This window comes from Butyrivibrio sp. VCB2006, assembly GCF_000420945.1.
Classification (GTDB): domain Bacteria; phylum Bacillota; class Clostridia; order Lachnospirales; family Lachnospiraceae; genus Butyrivibrio.
Window position 1 is genome coordinate 206367 of sequence record NZ_ATVX01000002.1, and the last position, 19649, is coordinate 226015.

The following is a 19649-nucleotide window of genomic DNA, read 5'->3' on the forward strand; positions in this document are numbered from 1 at the left end:
CCTATAGTCTTAGAAATATGTGAATTATTCATAGTGATCGATCTGCTTAAGAACATCAATATCAGACTCATAAAGGAGCTTGATATTGTTGATACCGTATTTGAGCATTGTCGCACGCTCGATACCGATACCAAAAGCAAATCCGCTGTACTCTTCTGAATCAATTCCACAGTTCTCTAAAACTTTCTTGTTAACAACGCCGGCTCCTAATACCTCGATCCAGCCTGTACCCTTACAGAGGCCGCAGCCCTTACCACCACAGGCAAAACAGCTACAGTCAACTTCTACAGAAGGTTCTGTAAATGGGAAGTATGAAGGACGAAGTCTTGTTGTAGTTCCTTCACCGAAAATCTTCTGGGCAAAAGTCTCAAGCGCACCCTTAAGGTCGCAAAGAGTAATGTTCTTATCAACTACAAGACCTTCCATCTGTGAGAACATTGGTGAATGTGTTGCATCATCATCAGAACGGAAAACCTTACCGGGAGATAAAATCTTGATCGGTGGCTTCTTGTTCTCCATAACATGGATCTGACCTGATGAAGTCTGTGTTCTTAATAGGAACTCCGGACTCAGATAGAAAGTATCCTGCATATCTCTTGCAGGGTGATCTGCAGGGGTATTAAGAGCTGTGAAATTGTAGTAATCATTCTCAATCTCAGTGCCTTCGTATATTTCAAAGCCCATTCCTTCAAAAATATCAATAAGAGTTTCTCTCATCTGTGTTACCGGATGAAGATTACCTGTGTAACGAATTTTGGCAGGCATAGTTACATCCTGCTTCTCACTCTCATATCTAAGTTCAAGCTCTTTAGCTTTCATCTTCTTATCAAGTTCCTCGAAGTGATCAAGAGCCCACTGCTTTAACTCATTGACGTTTTTACCATACTCGGCGCGGTCCTCAGCGGCAATGTTCTTCATTTCCTTCATAAGAGCACTGATCTTACCGGTTTTGTTGTCCAAAAAGTTCTTTCTCAGCTCGTAAACAAGTTTGGAGCTATCAAGCTTCTCGGAATTTGCCTTGATTTCTTCACGGATTGCTTCCAGTTTCTGCTGTAATTCGCTGTTTTCCAAAATTTCTTCCTCCTATTTTCCGTATAAATGAAAATCCCTTGTGTAGTCTAAACTACACAAGGGACGAATTAACTATTCCGCGGTACCACCCATGTTCATGCCCCTTTCAGAGACATGCACTTAGTTTCCACAGCTCCTAAAAAAGCTGCTCCACTTTGTCCGTAACGGGGACATCCGTTCAGGGCTACAAGCCAGATTAAACCTTCACCCTGACTGCTCCGGTGGGAAATTTCCGTATATAACATTGCCATAAGAGGCTCTCAGCCGGTGACCTCTCTCTCTGGAATGGATGATATAACATCTTAGGGACTTGCCCAACACCATCAACGCATTTATGTTTGTTTAATTACTTAAATATTCTATGTTCCGCGTTTGCAAAAGTCAAGTACACAATTTCTTAAGTTCAAATCCCAACATAGTGATGTCATCGAACTGCTCCGCATTTCCTCTGAAGTTTGAAATACTGTCTGAAATATGTGGAAGAATTTCTATAAACGACTTATCCTTAACTGCATTTATTTCCCCCACCAGCCTGTCAGTACCATACTGTACAACTTCTTCATTGATAGCTTCCGGAATACCATCAGTGTAAACAAAAACGCAATCCCCTGCGCCAAGCTGAACTTCATATTCCTTGGCTTTAAGTCCCTCCATGGCAGCCAGTGCAAGGCTATGCTTATCCTTGAGGACTTCATATTCTCCCCCGGCATGTTTGATAAGAGGATACTCATGACCTGCATTTGCACATCTCATAAGGCCTGTAGAAAGATCTACAATACCAATCCATACTGTAACAAACATCTCAGCATCGTTTCCTTCGCAAAGTGCGTTATTAGCTTTTGCAATAATTTCAGCAGGAGTTCCTCCGGATTCGGCAAAGCTTCTTATAGCAGTCTTACTTCTCATCATGAATAATGCAGCAGGAATTCCTTTTCCTGAAACATCAGCAATAACCAGTGCCAGCTTATTGTTTCCTACAAAGAAGAAATCATAGAAATCGCCGCCAACCTCTTTTGCCGCTTTCATAGAAGCGTATATTGTGAAATTCTCTTCCATTCCCGGAAACCTGAAGTTCCTTGGCAATGAGGATTCCTGAATAGTCCTTGCAAAAACAAGCTCCTGCTCAATTCTCTTTTCAGCTGCATCAATATACCCTTTCAGAGCATCTACAGTCTGATTAATATCATCGGAAAGAGAAGCAAACTCAGAAGAATTTCTGACCGTAACAACCTCATTAAGATTACCATTTGTAATCTTATCCAGCGATTCATTGATAAGATCAATGTTGCTGACAACAATCTGTCGAACCAGTAATGCAATAAGAACATATATTACAGTAAATAACAGAATATCCGCAAAGGCAGTTTCATAGGCCTGCGCGTTTCTGTTCCAATAAAGCTCGCTCTCCGGAGTATAGGTCAAAAGATAAAGCGTGCTTGAAATGGAATCCACCTTATTAAGAGAAATTTCGCCGAAATAAGTCTCGCTATAAAGCTCTCCATCCTTATGGCTGTCAATGCTACTCAAAGCCTCTTTGGACAGAATATAATTAACATTTTTGCCGGCAATAATCGTACCGTCGCTTCTGATTATTTCAAAATACTCATTTGCTCCCGGTACGCAGTATTTGAGGCCGTCCGCAAATCTCATCTTCACATCCTGTGATTTTTCAACAATGGAATTATACCCATTTTGATACGCAGACTGGCTCTGAAGTAAGAATGAAAACAGGAAATTAATAAAGATGACCGAAACCGTAACAATAAAAAGCCACTTCTGAAAAGTCTGAGAAACGGAGACATCCTCTCTGGTATTTTTGAATGGATTTTTCCACTCTCCCGAGAGAACTTCCAGGATAATAGACATAACAGCAAGTGCAATGCCCGAGAACACGATCATTGGTATAGAGCAGGCTCTTACAACGGTAAAAGCCATTCTCATATCACTTCTGTGAGTGATAAACACCACGTACATGTGGAATACTTCCATTACTGCTCCCATAAAGAAGGCATACATGGGTGATGGCTTTTTCCCTTTGAAAACCTTAATATTCATCAAAAGAGCTACAAATCCAGCAAGGCAGGTAGACAAGCTGCAGGCTATTCTTGTATAGGAGCCTATTCCAAAATAAGTTCCCACAATATATCTTTCAATACCTCCGATGAGTCCTGCCAGCACCCCGGCTGCGGGATGGAAGAAAAGACCTGCTGCAAGAGGTGCAACATCGCGCAGATTAAGCAGCATATGTCCGAAATTCACTCCGAAATGAGTAGACAATACCGAACACATACCGTAAATAATACCAATAAGTATAATAGATAAAACTGTAAGCTTTTTCTCTCTGGTTATTTTCCAAAGAAAAATCGTCAGAAGTACATAAAGGGCTGAAATTGAGGTCATCTTAATGAGCATTGATATCATGGATTTCACCTATCCCCTAATTTTCTTTGCAAAAGCGCACTTTACATAGCGATATTATATCATTGGTAATTTTCTCTTTTCCTAGCTATAAGATTAAATTTTTCTAAAAAAACGGCGCACAATGCGCCGTTTTAGCTATAACTATCGAATATTCTCACTCAATTTATCTATGAAGGTCTGAGCCATTTCGCTAAGATTTGCACCTTTTCTTACAATATATCCGAAGGTAAGATTCTCCTCTTCTTTGAGTTTGATTGCTTTGATTTCGGAGCCGTTGAGGGAATCACCCAGCATTGCCGCTCCTACTGCATATCCGTTAAGTCCCAGCATAAGTTCTATGGAAGTAGCTCTTTCGTTGGTACTGATAATCTTTTTGTAATCATAGGTTGCCAGGGCTTCCTCTCTGTAGTAAAAAGAGGTGTTGTCTCCCTGATCAAATACCATACAAGGATAATCTTCAAGCTCATCAAGAGAGATGATTTCTTTATCCGCAAGAGGATGATGCTTACTTATATAGAGATATGTGTTTCTCATAAATAATTCATGGAATTCCAGTGAAGCGTCGGCAAATATCTTCTTGAAGGTGTTCTTGTTGAAGTCACTAAGAGCAATAACTCCGATCTCGCTCTTAAGTGTCTTAACGTCCTCAATTACTTCACTAGTCTGAGTTTCTCTAATGTTAAACTGATACTCCTCAAAGTCATACTCCTTTACAGTGTCTATGAACGCATTGACTGCAATAGTGTAATGCTGCATGGATACAGAAAAGGTAGGTTTCTGATTCTTGGAATTAAGGTACTTTTCCTCAACCTTTTCAAACTGCTCCACCGCACTTCTTGCATAAGCAATAAAAGAAGCACCTGCTGCTGTTGTGACAACACCGTTATGAACTCTTTCAAATATCTGAATACCAAGTTCATTCTCCAGATCGCGAACGGCACTTGAAAGACCGGGCTGAGAAACATAGAGTCTGTCAGCTGCCCTTCTCATAGAGCATTCTTCATCAATGGCTATAATATATTTTAGCTGCAATATGGTCATATTCTTTACCTCTCTAAAGGAATAAATCATCTAGTCAATAATACCACATTGCAGCTATATTTTTGAACTACTTTACATTAGAAAAAACAGCTAATTCATCAAAAGTCAAAGTTTCCTTGGGCTTGAACTCAGAGCTTCCCATATAATTGTATATACTGTCAAGGAGAGCTCTGGCTTCCGGATACTGCTGAAGATTCTGGAGTCCCATAGAGGACATAAGAATCTTTCCATGTCCACACCTTGCTTCAAATAACTGAGCCATGGGCCTTAAGGTTACATAGCAGTCCATCTCGGTAATAATGGTTTTCATATACCTTGGCATAATGAACGCTCTCTGGGATGCCATATTAAACCATTGCCAGTTTGTATATTCCTGTGTAGGGAAATATCTAAACAGCGGATGCTCCGTATCTATAAGCTGTCCCATAGCACCCTCCTGCTGTGGAAAGGTACCAACCGACCAAAAATCTGTTGAAAACTGAGCTTTTATAGAGTTCGGAATTGCCTCCGCAGTAGAATCAGGAGAATAGTAAACTTTCCCTCCCTTTTCTAAAACTTTGATCGCCTTATCATCAAGAATTCCTGTTTCGTACACATCTTCCGGACACTTAGGGCTTATCTTGGGATAAACCCATATCGGGTACAGATTGTCTACTTCCGAGTTAACAATCGCCGTTTTCTTTTCACCAAGGCCGGCCACCCTGATTTTCAGAGTAAACTGAACCGGGATCCTTATATTATCGAAATAGATATCAATGAAGCCAAGGCTTGTAAGCCCTCCGACAGGACACCTGAAATCATTATTCTTAACTCCAAGAGAATACAAGCCTCCATTTATGGTGCCGCCTCTGTTAGAAAATCGATCGCAGGATAACTCATAAGCAAAGCTTCCCGGCAGATCCTTCTTGCCATAGTTTACAACAACTATCTCCGCTCTGAGTGTTTCGCCAACCTCATATATATACTTATCCATCAGGACAAGAACAGCCTGATCCTTGAAAAACTCTTTAAACCTGTATGGCTTAGCAAATGGATATTCCTTTGGCCTTAAATGAGAATTCATCATCCCCACAAGAGCGGTTCCCTGGCCTGTAAAATCCTGAAGTCCCAGAAGAGATATTCCGGACATCTGGGAGGTGCGCATAACAGCCTCAACTTCCTCCCTGTATGCTAAAAGAGCCATCTCTCCCGTTGCGGAAACTCTTTTTTCATACTCTTCATCCGAAAGGCCAGCTGCCCTTTGTCTGTCCCTGACTATAAGGAAGTTATCCGGTCTTGTCACACCTTCAAACTGCTCAAGTTCGTGCATGTCAGGAAGCACTTCATACTGTCCAACCTCAAAGCTAAAGAAGGGCTTCTTGTAATCTTCAAGGATTTTTTCCATTGACTCTTTAAAATTTCTTTTGGTATTAGGCTGCTCAGTATTAATCCTGCCGTTATTACCTGCCATGGCAAGTCTAAGGACATCTTCTCCGCAGTTTGATGATGTATAGAAATCGCTCTCCTCATCAGTTCCCTTAGCTCCATAGAAATTATTGGATCCCCAGGCATAGAGCTTGGTTGGATCAATATCCCTGGCAATCTCCATAAGACGATGCATTTCTTCTATACCGTCAGCATCTGTATGAAGCTCGTTACCAAGAGTCAGCATCACGAAGGATGGATGATTTGTGTAGGTCTTAACTATCTGTTTGAGCTCATTTTCGTAAAAGTCCCTGCTCTCCTCACTTGAAAAAGCATCCCTCGGATTCCAGTTCGGAAGCTCCGGCTGGACCATCATTCCAAGTTCATCAGCTGCTACAAAAGCAGCTTCCGGTGGACACCAGGAATGAAATCGTACACAGTTAACTCCGTAAGAAGCATAGGTCTTCATGATTTCAAGCCAGCTGTCTTTATCCATGGGCGGATGCCCAGTCTCCGGGAAAAGTCCGCAGTTTGCTTCGCTCCTTAAGAAAATACGTCTGCCATTTATCGTCAGATGCTCATTCTCATCATATCCAAAGTTTCTAAGGCCAAAGACCACCTCTTTTTCATCCAGCAGCTCATCCCCTGCATAGAGCCTAGCTGTCAGGGTATGGAGATTACCTTCATACTCATCCCATCTTGATTCACGGCACTTTTGCGATAGATCAATAGCGCCAAACACAAAGCTGTTATTGCTTCCCGTAAACACCATGTATGGGCTGTTTGTTTTATCATCATCTCCGCCGCATATTATAGGCTCTATAAGACAATCTCCCGTAATCTCAAGCCTTACCTCCTTGCGATATTGTCCCTGAGCACTGTTTTTTTCTTTTCCCTGGGTGAGATTCTCATAGGATATGTGGACTTCTCCGCTTATAGTACCCCCCATATCCATCTCAGGAATTATCAGCACTTCTTGAATAAAGGCCTCAGACCGCTCCTCCAGATATAGTTCACCCACTACTCCATTCCAGTTGGTCTGGGTTTCGTCAGTGGCAGCCGATGAATAAGTAATATCCTTGTAAGGCCATCCGGGATATGTATTGTCTGTAGATATTTCGATTTTGCTTTCATCATGAATGAGACCTGTAACCTCAAATTCCCAGGGCGTAGAAAGGCCACACACATAAGAATGTCCGCATAAATTGCTCTCAGATACAGGAACCTCTTTTCCATCTATCTTAAGAGTCATTTTCCTTGTTCTTTCAGCCACAAGAAAATAGCGTTTATCCTTTTTTATGTCTGCCTTAAGTATTTTTGTGAATGTTGCGCATCCCTCATAGGTGTAATTTCTTGTAAGCCTCGTGGCTATCCTTATATCACCGTCTTCCTCTGCCTCCAGATTCTTGTTTCGTTCCTCCACGTCCGGATGCCAGGCTCTGGCAACCTTATCGGGATTTCCCATTTTATTTTCATCGAGAGTTCCCGGCAAAAATCCATTATCGTTGATTTTGCCGTCTTCAAGTGTAATTCTCCAATTACCGCTTAAATCTATTTTCATCTATAGCAATCCCCCATGACTTCACGCTTTCATCTTTTTATTATAGATAAAAAAAGAGACTTTCTAAAGCCTCAGCTAAAGAAAATCTCAATTCCTATTCCTATAAGTATCAAACCACCAATGATCTTGGCTCTGCTGGCAAGCTTGGTTCCGAATACAATTCCAAGTTTAAGGCCAACATAGCATACAACATAGGTAACTCCTCCAATAATAAAAGCACTCAGAAGAGTCTGAACTATATGGTATTCAGAAATTGTAAAGCCAACTGAAAGTGCATCTATAGAGGTTGCTATTCCTTGCATAAACAGAACCTTGTTGGATATTGAACCTGCCTCAGGATCTATGCCGTACTTCCTGCAGGATTCAATGGAGCACTTGTTACACTCAAGACCTCCCTTACAGTTTCTCTCGGCTCTCCTGTCAAGTATTCCCTCTACAAGCATCTTGCCACCGATTATTGCCAAAAGAATCAGTGCAATCCAGGGAATAAACTTCTGAAAGCCCTCAAAAAATGTAGCTGCGTTGTGGACCAAAAACCATCCGATAACCGGCATTGCGAACTGGAAAACCGCATAGCATCCGGCAATCTGTATCTTCCTTGATCTTTTCATGTTATGGTCTGCAAAACCATTTGCAAGAGATACAGAGAAAGCGTCCATGGCAAGGCCAAAGCCCAGCATCACGCTGTTAAATATAAGTATGAAATACATTGCCCAAATCTCCTATAATGTCATTATCCAAAAAACATTACTCTCTTTATCGGCACCAGTCAAGAGCCTGTGTCCGCTAATTCCTGTCATTTTCCGTTTCATCCAGGCTGTATAAGGACAAAAGATCAGTAAATGCCCTATAGAACTTGTAGTGCATCTGATTCCACTGGGTGTTCTTGCCAACACTTGCAATTATGAGGATACAATCTCTTCCATCCTTATCATTGAATCTTAAAAGGACATAGGAATAGATTCCAAGATCCTTTAAAAATTCCTTGAGGCCATTTGCGTAGGGAGGCAGGGTTTCTATCCTATTTACCACAATAAACTTCTGATCTCCAATGAATGTATCCAGAGAATCTCCGTTAAGTATTCCAAGCATAAAATCAAGAGCTGCCGGATTCTTCAGTGCAGCGGTTCCTGTGGAATATCTTCTTTTAAAAGGTTGTCCCACGAACAGCGTAATATGCTGAAAATCAAAGCCTTGGGCAAATTCATCCATAAAATGTTCAACAGTACTACCCTTGCCATGAAGTGTCATATCAAACATTTTTATGATCACATCGCCATAGGACAGATCTCTTTCGTTGATCTTCTTGATACTAAGTCTCTTTTCCCTAATAGATTCAAGAGTTCCATGCTTTTCAAGGGTGTATAATACATATCGATTTCGCCCTTTTTCTTTGGCCAGATACAGGCAGTGATCCGCCAGCATAAACACATCATCGTATGTATCTGCATCGGCAGGATATGTAGCCGTTCCAATAGAAACAGAAAGTGGAGTATTCTCTTCTATTCCTCTGTCAGGGAATGAGGCAGCAACCATGTTCTTGATGCTCTTTAACTTTGCTCTTAATTCATCCTCTGATTGGACGTTATAAAGAACAATCAGGAATTCATCTCCGCCAAATCGACCTGCAATACCTTCATTTCCAACTTCCTTGGTAATAATATCTGCAATTCTTTTTATAACATCATCACCATACTGGTGGCCATAGGTGTCATTGATATGTTTAAAGAAATCTATATCAATGATAACAAGTGTAGTACCTTCAAGCCTTCTTTCATCAATTCGCTCCTTGGCAATTCTTGTAATATCAGTTTTATCCACAAGACCTGTTAATGAATCATGTTTAATGCTAGTGGCTGTAGTCTTAACCTTCTCGGTTCCAAGGTGTATATGACCCACAACTCCTTCTGTTTCCTTGTCATAGTATAAAAAAGCTTCTTCCAAAAGAGTATAGGTCACATTTGGATCATCATTTAATATGTTGGCATCTATTCTTGCGGTAAATCTTCCGGTTTTACCCTTAAGCTGAGTAATGAAGCCTTTAACAGCGTTCTTCTTTCTTCCTGAAACTTTTTGTGTCAACAATTCTTCAAAGTCGCTAAGAGAATAAACGCCGGCGTCAAACTCTGCAATCTCTGTGTTAAATACATTTACTGTATCTCTTTCAGGATTGTACTCAAAAAAAACATCCTCGAACAGATCAAGCTGCGCTTTATATGCACATATCTGACGATTAAGTCTGTAATGGGCTTCCAACAGCTCATCAATGTTCACCATGACAAGCCTTATCATCCCATCGTCAGCATTTCTGTCGGCTTTGACATAATAAAGATGATTATCGTCACCGGATTTAATCTCCACATGAAACCAGCTACTATCAGCAAGTTCTATATTCTTGATAAAATTATCCCTATCTTCCTCGACCACATATTCTTCTACTGCAGAAATGGTGTCACTATTAATGATCCCATAAGCCTTAGCGTCAGCTGAAATCACTCTGTGGCCATTTTCAGAAATAAGGATCTCATGAAAATGTATGTCCTTCACTTTAGGGTTACCTCGTATACTTGCACACGCTATTGCGTACATTACAATAGTATTATAAAACAAAAGAACCTACTATAGAATGAACTACAGTAGGTTTAAGAGTCTTTTAATATTTTAATCAGTGTATTTTATTGCAAATAAAAACGAGCATCCATTGTACCAATGAACACCCGTTTTTATAAATTGTTTTCCAAGGGACTTTTCCTCGTCTTTCTGTAGCACTGTAAGCTACCCTTATTTATATAAATCACATTACCTAGCGCGACTCTTTGACATTCCCTGGCTCCGATGAAGCATCGCCACCCTTGCTGTAAATGTCAGTCGCTCCGATAACCTGTGCTCGTCTGCCGTGAAGCTTATGCCACTTGGACTGCTTAGGTTTTATCTACAATGTGATTGTATATATAATATAGCATCCGTAGTTATTTTTGTCAACCACTTTAAAATAATTGTATCTATTTTCAGACAATTCAAACAATTTCAGTGATCATGCATGTTATATTTGATTATAGGAATTTTATTTGCTACAAAGCTCGTTATAATGTATTATTTAATGGGTGAATTTTTAATAAATGCTATATAGAAAGAGAGAAAATCATGAGTAATTATATTCTTAGCTGCTGTTCAACTGCAGATCTTGACGAACAGCATCTTAACGAACGTGATATTAAGTATATTTGCTTTCACTTTCAGCTTGATGGTAAGGATTATCCTGATGATCTCGGTAAGTCCATCTCTTTTAAAGAATTCTACAACAGTATGGCACAGGGTGCTATGACCAAGACTTCTCAGGTAAGTGTTGGTGAGTACATTGAATATTTCGAAGGCTTCCTCAAGGAAGGTCTTGATATTCTCCATGCCACACTCAGTTCCGGAATTTCAGGAACTCTTAACTCTGCTACAATCGCAAGAGATCAGTTAAAAGAAAAATATCCTGACAGAAAGATTTATGTTGTGGATTCTCTTGCAGCTTCTGCAGGTTACGGACTTCTTATGAATAAACTTGCCGATCTTCGAGACGGCGGAATGGGTATCGATGATCTTTTCCAGTGGACAGTAGATCACAGACTTGAAGCCCAGCACTGGTTCTTCGTATCAGATCTTAAGTACCTTATAAGAGGTGGCCGTGTTTCCAAGGTGGCAGGCACTATCGGTTCAGTTCTTAGCATCTGCCCTCTTATGAACGTTGATTATCAGGGAAGACTTATTGTCAGAGCAAAAGTTCGTGGTAAGAGCGCTGTTATGAAAGCCCAGGTTGAAAAAATGGTTCAGCTTGCAGCCGGTGGCACTGACTATGATGGAGACTGCTACATTTCAAACTCAGATTGCTACGATGATGCTAGAGCCGTTGCAGATCTAATCGAAGAGAAATTCCCTAAGCTAAAGGGCAAGGTTAAAATCTACAGCATTGGTACAACAATCGGAAGCCATACAGGCCCAGGTACTGTAGCCCTCTTCTTCTGGGGTGCACAGAGAGTAGACTAAACTAATAAAGATAACAAAAAAAGAGGTTCGCATCTACGAACCTCTTTTATTACGCATATAAACTCAAATCAGCCTATAAGCAACTGATGTGTACCATAATTATGAACAAGCTCTGTAATCTTCTTGTCATCACCAATTACAGTTACATCAAGTGGTTTAAATAAATTAAGTGACAGAAGCCCAACAATAGACTTACCATCGATAAAACTGTGACCATCCTGCACGTCGATTTCGCAAGATGATTTGGAGTTCATGTTAATGAACTGGATGATCTGGGACTTGCATCCCAATGAAACCTTTACTTCTTTTTTCATATTTTTCCCTCTCTCATAAGCCGCAGGCTATAACCGGCAACAGATATAAGTTTAGCACCTTGTGTCCAATATGTGAACAGAAAAAATATAAAAAAATTATAAAATATTAGCAAACTAGTTTCCGTGAAACCGCTTACAATAGGCTATTCCGAATAACCATGTTTGATTAATCGTTTCTGGAAGTCATGTTCGGGCATTGGATTGTCATACAAAAATCCCTGCACATAATGGCAACCAACACTCTTTAAAAGCTCAACCTGTTCCTGACGTTCAACCCCTTCTGTCAAAACTTTTATTCCAAGATCTTCAGCCATATGAATGATATTTCTTAGAACGATTTCATCATTCTCTCCTGCTGATTCACTGCTGATAAAGGATCGGTCTATCTTTATCATGGTAACAGGGAAGTCTCTGAGGTTCGACAAGGATGAGTAACCGGTTCCAAAATCATCAATCGCAGTATCAATTCCCTTTTCTTTCAAGTTCTTAAGAAAACTTGTCATGAGGATTCTCTCATCCTCACTGGCAGTTTCCGTAACTTCAATCTGGATCAGATTTCTTTTCACACCCATATCATCTATTATCTTAACTATCTCTTTTGCCAGATGCTTATAGTTAAGATCTCTTCTTGAGAAGTTTACCGAAATGGGTACAGGCTCAATTCCCTTCTTGGTCCAACCTGTAATAAACTCACAGGTTTTCTTTAATACATAAAGATCAAGAGAAGCTACCATCCCCTCCTGCTCCAAAATTGGAACAAACTCAGTGGGATACAATACCACTCCATTACAGAACCATCTTGCCAGGGACTCTGCCCCAACTATCTCTCCTGTAAAAATATCCACCTTAGGCTGAAGATAGATTCTGAATTCATCATTGGCAAGGGACTCTTCATATCTCTCTTCTATCTGTTTCTGCCTGTATATTCTGGTACTCATAGCCTTATTAACAAATACATAAGGTTTATTTGCTACGTTCTTGGCATAGCTAAGAGCCATGGCCGCTCTTGAAATAAGCTGACCAGGTTCTTTAAGGGATTCATCCACAGCATAGACGCCGGTAACCGCAGAAATCTTTATTTCTTCCTGTTTTTCATTCTTCACACCATAGACTTCTATAGAAGAAATGTAATCAAGGAACTTCTGGGTTCTTTCTTTTTTGATGAGGGCAGAAAAATTATCACCACCGAAGTGGGCAACCATTTCGTCCGGTTCACAAAACTCCCTGAGTTTTTGTGAGTATCGTTTCATAATCTCATCACCTTCAGAAAGGCCGTAACGTCTGCTGATAAGGCCATAATTCTTCAGATTAAAACAAAACGAATCAAACTTTATGATTTCCTTATTCTCGCAGAGCTTAGTTGCATAGGCAATGAAGCCCCCGGAGTTAGGAAGACCTGTCAGATACTGAGTGAGGGCACTATCTTTGACAACCTTGCTAAGAAGAAATCTCTCAGTGTGCATCATAAGGATATCAACTACAATTGCAAACGCCTGATACTCTTCCTCATTCCAGGATCTGTTATCATGAAGATATATATGGAAAGTAACTGTCTTACGTCCCGCAAGGGTGTGCTTAAATAAATATGCAGGAGCTTCATTTTCAGCCACCGGTCCAAAAAGCGGCACTATTACATCCGGTTCACTTGACTGATCTGATTCCTTGAGGCTTGAAATAATAGCCACAATAGAGCGAAGTGAATACACCTTGGCAATATCTGTCAAGGCACTGGGTGCTATTTCCGGAGTCACATCCTCTTCAGATAATATCTGAACAAAGTTCATAAAGCTTCTTTCAAATGTCATCGTAAGCCCATCCCCACTGATAATAGTAGTTGTCAGTTAAAATGTATATACTAATATTGTACGAAAATTCAGAAGGCATTTCAACGAATTTCTAGCATTATAAAGCATGAAAAAAGCTGCATCCATGGGATGCAGCTTCCATCATATACTTTGTAAATTATTTCTTGTTTACAAGATCCTTAAGAGCCTTACCAGCCTTGAACTTAGGTGCTACAGATGCAGGAATCTTGATAGCAGCGCCAGTCTGAGGATTCTTACCTGTTCTAGCAGCTCTCTTTGTTGTCTCGAATGTACCGAAACCAACAAGCTGAACCTTTCCCTTCTTCTTAAGCTCCTTTGTTACTGTGTCTGTGAAAGCGTTGAGTGCTGCAGCAGCGTCCTTCTTAGAAAGGCCTGCCTCCTTAGCGATTGCATCGATAAGTTCTGTCTTGTTCATTAAATTTTCCCTCCAAAAAGAAATATTTTACTACATTGCCCATTCTACCACTATTTTGTACCACAAACAACCCATAAACGCCGAAAAATGCGCAAAAATCTAAATTTTTCATAACTTTTTCCTTGTTTTATCTAGATTTGAGTGCAATTTCAATCATTTTTCCCAGATAAGTAAAGTCAGTTACGTCCGGTTGAGAGAATTTTCTTGATAATTCATTGGTTTTATAGAAAAAGACATAACCTCCGTTTGGCACATCTTTCATCTTATAGACAAAAGCATGTTTAATCTCATTGGTGGCAAAATACCTGCTTGCCCTTAAATTATCCCTTAGCTGATTCTCCGGACTATCTACAACGAACACTCCGTTTGCATTAAAGAACTCGTCAAACTCCCGGTCTCTGACAAAAGAAATATCCGTGGAAACTTCTACTATTCTATGAACACCATTTTGCTGAGCTGCCTGAGTACATTCAAGTTTCTTATATCCCGCCAAGCTCTTGCTTAGATCCTCATAGAAAACAAAAACATAGTCCAATTCATAGGTTGCAATAATCTTGGCCAGTTGTTCAGCTACTGTGGTTTCATTATCTCCAAAGAATTCCTCAACAGCATCCATAACCAGCTTGGTTTTATCAACAGGCGCTGCATCCTGCACAACCTTGTTTTCTTCCGCAAAAAGTCCATCAATGATCTTGCCGTGAATGTCAGGGTTATACATTACATATCTGTTTTTACCTCTATTTTTTGCCCTATATAACATCCTGTCTGCCAGATCAAACAAAGTGTCATACTCGGCCACATCTGTAGGATATCTGGCTGAACCTATGGAGGCTGTAATAAGCGGATACCCCTTTGGATCTCTGTGGAGATTTTCTATGGTTTCACGAAGCGGCTTAAGGTAAGTTCTAAGAGCTGCATTGTCCGGTGCACCATCTATAACCAGCATTATCTCATCGCCGCCGATTCTGCCTGCTTTGCCATGCTCTCCAATCACATTTCTGATAATAGAACTGACCTCTTTTAATACCTCATCCCCAAAGGAATGTCCCTTTGTATCATTGATATACTTGAAATTATCAATATCAAGAATGCACAGATTAAAAACGTCAGCCTGATGGCGGCATTTATCTCTGGCATATTCCAAAATAGTCTTCTTATCAAGAAGCCCGGTTCCATAATCCAGGCTGTTATCTATGATCTTTTCTTCTAGATCCGAAATGTCCTGGATAGACATCTGAATATTATACCTATCCTCTGTAATTACTTTATTGCATAGAGCAATAACCCATGAGAATTTGCCGTCTGTTTCTTTATATCTGAAGCATAATGAGGCTGGCCCCTTATCTGAAATACTGTCCGCCATCTCTGTAAGAAGGCGATGGTCTTCTTCAAGGACATTATCCAGAAAGTTCTTACCCTCACTATTCACAACATGTTCAGAATACCCCTCATTTACGTTAACTATAATAAAGCTTTCATCTACAGTTACTGTCCCAATATTGTATCTGATCATATTTGCGCCTCATAAAATGAAAAAAGATTTCCATTTTTGAAAAAGCCATGAACTACCCTTTTGGGTAGTCCATGGCCATTTGCCAGTTCAATATCAAAGAAGATCCTGGAATCCTGGTCTGTACAAATGTCTAGGAATACCGTCAACCATGATAGGTCCTACATCGCCCTGAATAAGAGGTCTTACGTAGGTGATAAACTCATTTGTAACATATGTTCCATCTTTATTGATCCATTCTCTTGGAACCACACGCTCATCGTTAGCAATCTTGTGAACGTCCTTAACCTCAGTTCCTGCCTGATAAGGATCATCGGATAATCTCTCGATAACGACCATCTTGCCGCTATCGCCTTCGTCTGCAGCCTTCATTGCTGCACCACCAACTTCGTAAGCTTCAAGGATATCTACACGGCTTGCGCAGTGGCTGGCAGCTCTCTGAAGTGTTGAAAGCTCGATAGCACGTGTCTTACAGCCGCACTCCTGTGAAACAACTTCACAAAGATATCTGGCTGTTCCAGTAAGCTGCTTGTGTCCGAATGCATCTACATACTCAATAGTATTTCCAAGTTCGCTTACATACTTGCCATCCTTGGTTCTGATGCCCTCAGATACTGCAACAACAACTGATGCTTTAGTCTTAAGAAGACCTTTGATCTTTTTGATAAAAGCTGCCATATCGAATGGAAGCTCAGGAAGATAGATAGCATCAGGTCCATCACAGTCCTCGCCTTTTGCAAGTGCTGTAGCTCCTGTGAGCCAACCTGCATTTCTACCCATTACTTCTACAATTATAACCTGTCCGCTGGTTGTCTCAAGTGACCAACTGTCTCTGATAATCTCTTTTACTGATGTACCGATATACTTGGCTGCTGAACCATAACCGGGAGTGTGATCTGTAAGTGCAAGATCGTTATCAATTGTCTTAGGACAACCAACGAATCTGATGTCTGATCCTGTTATGATAGCGTAATCTGACAGCTTCTTGATGGTATCCATTGAATCGTTACCACCGATGTAGATAAAGCAGTCAATCTCAAGTTTTACGAGAATTTCAAAAATCTTCTCGTATATTTCTTTACTCTCAAAAATCTCAGGAAGCTTATATCTGCATGACCCCAAATATGCAGATGGTGTTCTCTTGAGAAGCTCGATATCCAGTCCACTCTGGATATGCTCGGAAAGATCAACATATCTTCCTTCCATAAGACCCTGTACACCGTGAATCATACCATAAACCTTCTGGTATCCACGGTCCAAAGCAGTCCTATAAACTCCTGCAAGAGATGAGTTGATAGCTGCTGTAGGGCCTCCCGATTGCCCAACAATTACATTACGTTTCTTTTTCTGTACCATTAACTCCTGTCCCCTTTCAAGTAAAATAATACCTTATATCTAGTATATGTGAAAAATCGTTTAAGCTCAATCAAAACTTAAACGTTTTCATATACAATTTTACTCACTTTTTAGAACGAATTTAACCACCATCGGGTTGTGATCCGAACACTTAAATTCTGTGTTAACAGTTTCAACGTGATTAACCTGGATGTTCGAGGAAACTATAACTCCATCAATCATATAATATTGGAAATTTTCCGGATTCCTATTGTCAACTTCTGTAAGTGAACGATCAAGGGATCTGCAGGTAGGATATGTATCGTCATGCAAGAAACTAAAGCTACTGCCAAATTCCTCAATATTGATAATTCCGGCTTCCCACATTCCTTCAAGTACCGGATATTTAGATAAATCAACGTTGGAAAAAGTCTGATTAAAATCTCCCGCCACAATTATGTAATTACCTTTGCTAACCTCATTGTTCATCAGCTCTTTTAACATATTGGTCTGGGCTATCTTGCCTTCCCCGGAATCATATGCTTCGAGATGAAGATTAACAAATACCAGCTCTCTATCTGTGCCTTCTACAGGAAATCTTGACACCAAAAGACATCTCTTGAGATTGAAGGTTCTAAGCGGCCATGTAAATGGGCATGGCAGAGCCACTCTCTCCGCAGAAGCCATCTCTTTTGATGAATATGTAGCCTCGCCTGCCAGGACGCGTCCGATGGGTGGAATAGGAAGCGGAACAAAAGAAACCTTGAAATTAGGAGCAAAACAGTTCTGATAATCAAACACATCAGACGTTCCCTCACTATTTAACCTTTCAAGCTCATCGATGAAATATGATCTTGAGGAGTTCCTGTCTAGTTCCTGCGTAAGAAGAAAATCCGGTGCATACTTATCTACCCAGCTTGCAATATCCGCAAGATTTTCTCTGACTCTTGTCTCATCGGCAGTATAAACGTCCTTGCCGCCATCCATAAAGAAATTAGCATTATCTCCAAGGGCGCCATAACCGATGTTCCAGGACATGAGAGTGTACTCCTGTCCCATTTTGGTCATTTCACCGACATTTCCGGAGATAGTAACGTTTTCTACGTCGTCAGGTTTATACTCATCAATTGTGAGATAAGCAATAAGAGTCACACATACAAAAACAGCAACCAGTAAGATAGCGCCTAATAATTTAAGTATTTTCTTCATGATATCCCTCTTAGTTTCTCTTCGTTATACGCCCAAAGACGCAAAAGGGCATCTGCAAATAATGCAGATGCCACTTATCATCATTTTAGAAATCCTCTTCCTCAAGGGCAATCCTCTGCCCTCTAGCCTTGCCAAGTCCGTAGGCAACGCCGGCCACAACAATTACCACTGCCACGCAGGCAGCGCACCCTATGAGCAGCTTCTTCTGATCCTCGTCGAAGCTATCCCATACTTCCATGGCCTTATTGATCTTATCCTTGCAGAAATCAACTGCACCATCAATAACTTTAACAAAATCCATAATCGCCTTACCCCCATAAAGTGTATTATGAAAAAAATATTCAAACTATACTAATTATGATAAACCTTTGCGCGTCTTTCCTCAAGTTTTTTTAGTATATAATCTCGCCATACAAAATCAATAATAGCAGCAAATGGAATTGCTAAAATGATTCCTGCAACGCCAAAGAGTCTTCCTCCAACCACAATGGTGATAAGAATCATAAGCGGTGATACACCGAGGCTTTCGCCAAAGAGTCTTGGCTTGAGGATATAGCCGTCGACTGTCTGAAGTACTATGGTAAAGATCAGAAAAGCAAGCGCATACCAAGGGTTAACCAGAACAAGGATAAATGCGCCAAGTACACAACCTACAATAGGGCCAAAAGTAGGCGCCAGGTTGGTAACTCCTACAATTACTGAAATAAGCACAGAATAAGGCATTCCCGCTATCAGCATAAAAACAAGGTTGACTACTCCGACAATTATTCCTTCTACTATATCCAAGCTGATAAATCTGATAATGATGCTATTACATCTATCGAGAAATACTGCAGCATTATCATGCGACTCAGGTTTCATCACAAGCTTGGTAAATCTAGCAAAACCGTTTTTAAGTCTGGTTTTATCAAGCAAAAGATATATTGCAAGGATAAAGGCGATAACCGCATCCGCCACACCCTTTCCGATATTGGCAGAAGTTGTAACCACATTACCCATATGGTTTGAGAAATAGTCCCCAACCTTTTCTAATATCTTGTCGGTAAAGGTAGCCAACGCTCCCAGCTCTCCGCTAAAGATGCCGGTGGTATCATTTTTCTCAAGATTTCTAAGAATTCCCTGAGTAGTCTCAACATAGCCGTCAACATTGCTGGCAAAGGTACTGATGCTATCCACAAGCTGAGGAATCAGCGCCACAAACAAAAGCACTACTGCCAGGATTATCACTATGATGGTGCATCCAACAGAAAGCTTCCATTTGGCATTTTCGTTTTTCATTTTCCCAAATACTTTGTCATTGAAGGTTCTTGCCAGCGGATTAAAAACATAGGCCACAATCATACCGCTTACTACAGGCTTGATATATCCGTAAATAGAACTAAAACCTTCAGTTATACTGGAAAAATTCGAAAGGATCATATACAGAATAACCGCAGAACAGGTTGCTATCGTGTATGATACCCATTTTTTCTTGGTGAAATTCTTGCCGAGCTTCATCTAATCCCTCCGT

Annotated in this window: 15 protein-coding genes; 1 reads left to right on the forward strand and 14 read right to left on the reverse strand. The window is 40.5% G+C overall.

Features of this window, described 5'->3' with window-relative positions:
- Positions 1-24: 24 nt before the first annotated feature.
- From pheS to G613_RS0102355, 6 genes are all read right to left on the reverse strand, one after another.
- Positions 25-1071 (reverse strand): phenylalanine--tRNA ligase subunit alpha, encoded by a 1047-nt coding sequence (gene pheS, locus G613_RS0102325; protein WP_029231116.1) that lies wholly within the window; start codon positions 1069-1071, stop codon positions 25-27.
- A gap of 381 nt (positions 1072-1452) precedes the next feature.
- Positions 1453-3492, reverse strand: a complete 2040-nt coding sequence (locus G613_RS18350) for a SpoIIE family protein phosphatase (RefSeq protein WP_029231117.1) — start codon at positions 3490-3492, stop codon at positions 1453-1455.
- A gap of 141 nt (positions 3493-3633) precedes the next feature.
- On the reverse strand, positions 3634-4533 hold the full coding sequence (locus G613_RS0102340) for a LysR family transcriptional regulator (protein ID WP_029231118.1): 900 nt from the start codon (positions 4531-4533) through the stop codon (positions 3634-3636).
- Positions 4534-4600: 67 nt separating this feature from the next.
- On the reverse strand, positions 4601-7498 hold the full coding sequence (locus tag G613_RS0102345) for a glycoside hydrolase family 2 TIM barrel-domain containing protein (protein ID WP_029231119.1): 2898 nt from the start codon (positions 7496-7498) through the stop codon (positions 4601-4603).
- Between the two features lie 71 nt (positions 7499-7569).
- The gene (locus G613_RS0102350; protein ID WP_029231120.1) at positions 7570-8208 is read right to left on the reverse strand and encodes a manganese efflux pump MntP; all 639 of its coding nucleotides are present in this window, start codon (positions 8206-8208) and stop codon (positions 7570-7572) included.
- A gap of 76 nt (positions 8209-8284) precedes the next feature.
- On the reverse strand, positions 8285-10045 hold the full coding sequence (locus G613_RS0102355) for a GGDEF domain-containing protein (RefSeq protein WP_029231121.1): 1761 nt from the start codon (positions 10043-10045) through the stop codon (positions 8285-8287).
- 597 nt (positions 10046-10642) lie between these two features.
- Here G613_RS0102355 and G613_RS0102360 point away from each other — a divergent pair.
- Entirely contained in the window at positions 10643-11530 is an 888-nt protein-coding gene (locus G613_RS0102360) for a DegV family protein (protein ID WP_029231122.1), read from the forward strand.
- 68 nt (positions 11531-11598) lie between these two features.
- On the opposite strand, the gene G613_RS0102365 is transcribed toward G613_RS0102360, so the two are convergent.
- The 8 genes from G613_RS0102365 to G613_RS0102400 form a co-directional block, all read right to left on the reverse strand.
- Positions 11599-11844: an HPr family phosphocarrier protein gene (locus G613_RS0102365; RefSeq protein WP_029231123.1), complete on the reverse strand. Its 246-nt coding sequence runs from the start codon at positions 11842-11844 to the stop codon at positions 11599-11601.
- A 143-nt stretch (positions 11845-11987) separates the two neighbouring features.
- Complete coding sequence (locus G613_RS0102370) at positions 11988-13649, reverse strand: putative bifunctional diguanylate cyclase/phosphodiesterase (protein WP_029231124.1); 1662 nt, start codon at positions 13647-13649, stop codon at positions 11988-11990.
- A 157-nt stretch (positions 13650-13806) separates the two neighbouring features.
- Entirely contained in the window at positions 13807-14085 is a 279-nt protein-coding gene (locus G613_RS0102375) for an HU family DNA-binding protein (protein ID WP_013280467.1), read from the reverse strand.
- A 127-nt stretch (positions 14086-14212) separates the two neighbouring features.
- The gene (locus G613_RS0102380; RefSeq protein ID WP_029231125.1) at positions 14213-15598 is read right to left on the reverse strand and encodes a GGDEF domain-containing protein; all 1386 of its coding nucleotides are present in this window, start codon (positions 15596-15598) and stop codon (positions 14213-14215) included.
- Positions 15599-15691: 93 nt separating this feature from the next.
- The gene (locus tag G613_RS0102385) at positions 15692-16951 is read right to left on the reverse strand and encodes a 6-phosphofructokinase (protein ID WP_029231126.1); all 1260 of its coding nucleotides are present in this window, start codon (positions 16949-16951) and stop codon (positions 15692-15694) included.
- Between the two features lie 99 nt (positions 16952-17050).
- Positions 17051-18139, reverse strand: a complete 1089-nt coding sequence (locus tag G613_RS0102390; protein ID WP_035774156.1) for an endonuclease/exonuclease/phosphatase family protein — start codon at positions 18137-18139, stop codon at positions 17051-17053.
- An 85-nt stretch (positions 18140-18224) separates the two neighbouring features.
- Positions 18225-18440 carry a hypothetical protein gene (locus tag G613_RS0102395; protein WP_029231128.1) on the reverse strand — a complete coding sequence of 72 codons (216 nt, stop codon included), beginning with the start codon at positions 18438-18440 and terminating at the stop codon, positions 18225-18227.
- Between the two features lie 50 nt (positions 18441-18490).
- Positions 18491-19636 carry an AI-2E family transporter gene (locus G613_RS0102400; RefSeq protein WP_029231129.1) on the reverse strand — a complete coding sequence of 382 codons (1146 nt, stop codon included), beginning with the start codon at positions 19634-19636 and terminating at the stop codon, positions 18491-18493.
- Positions 19637-19649: the final 13 nt, after the last annotated feature.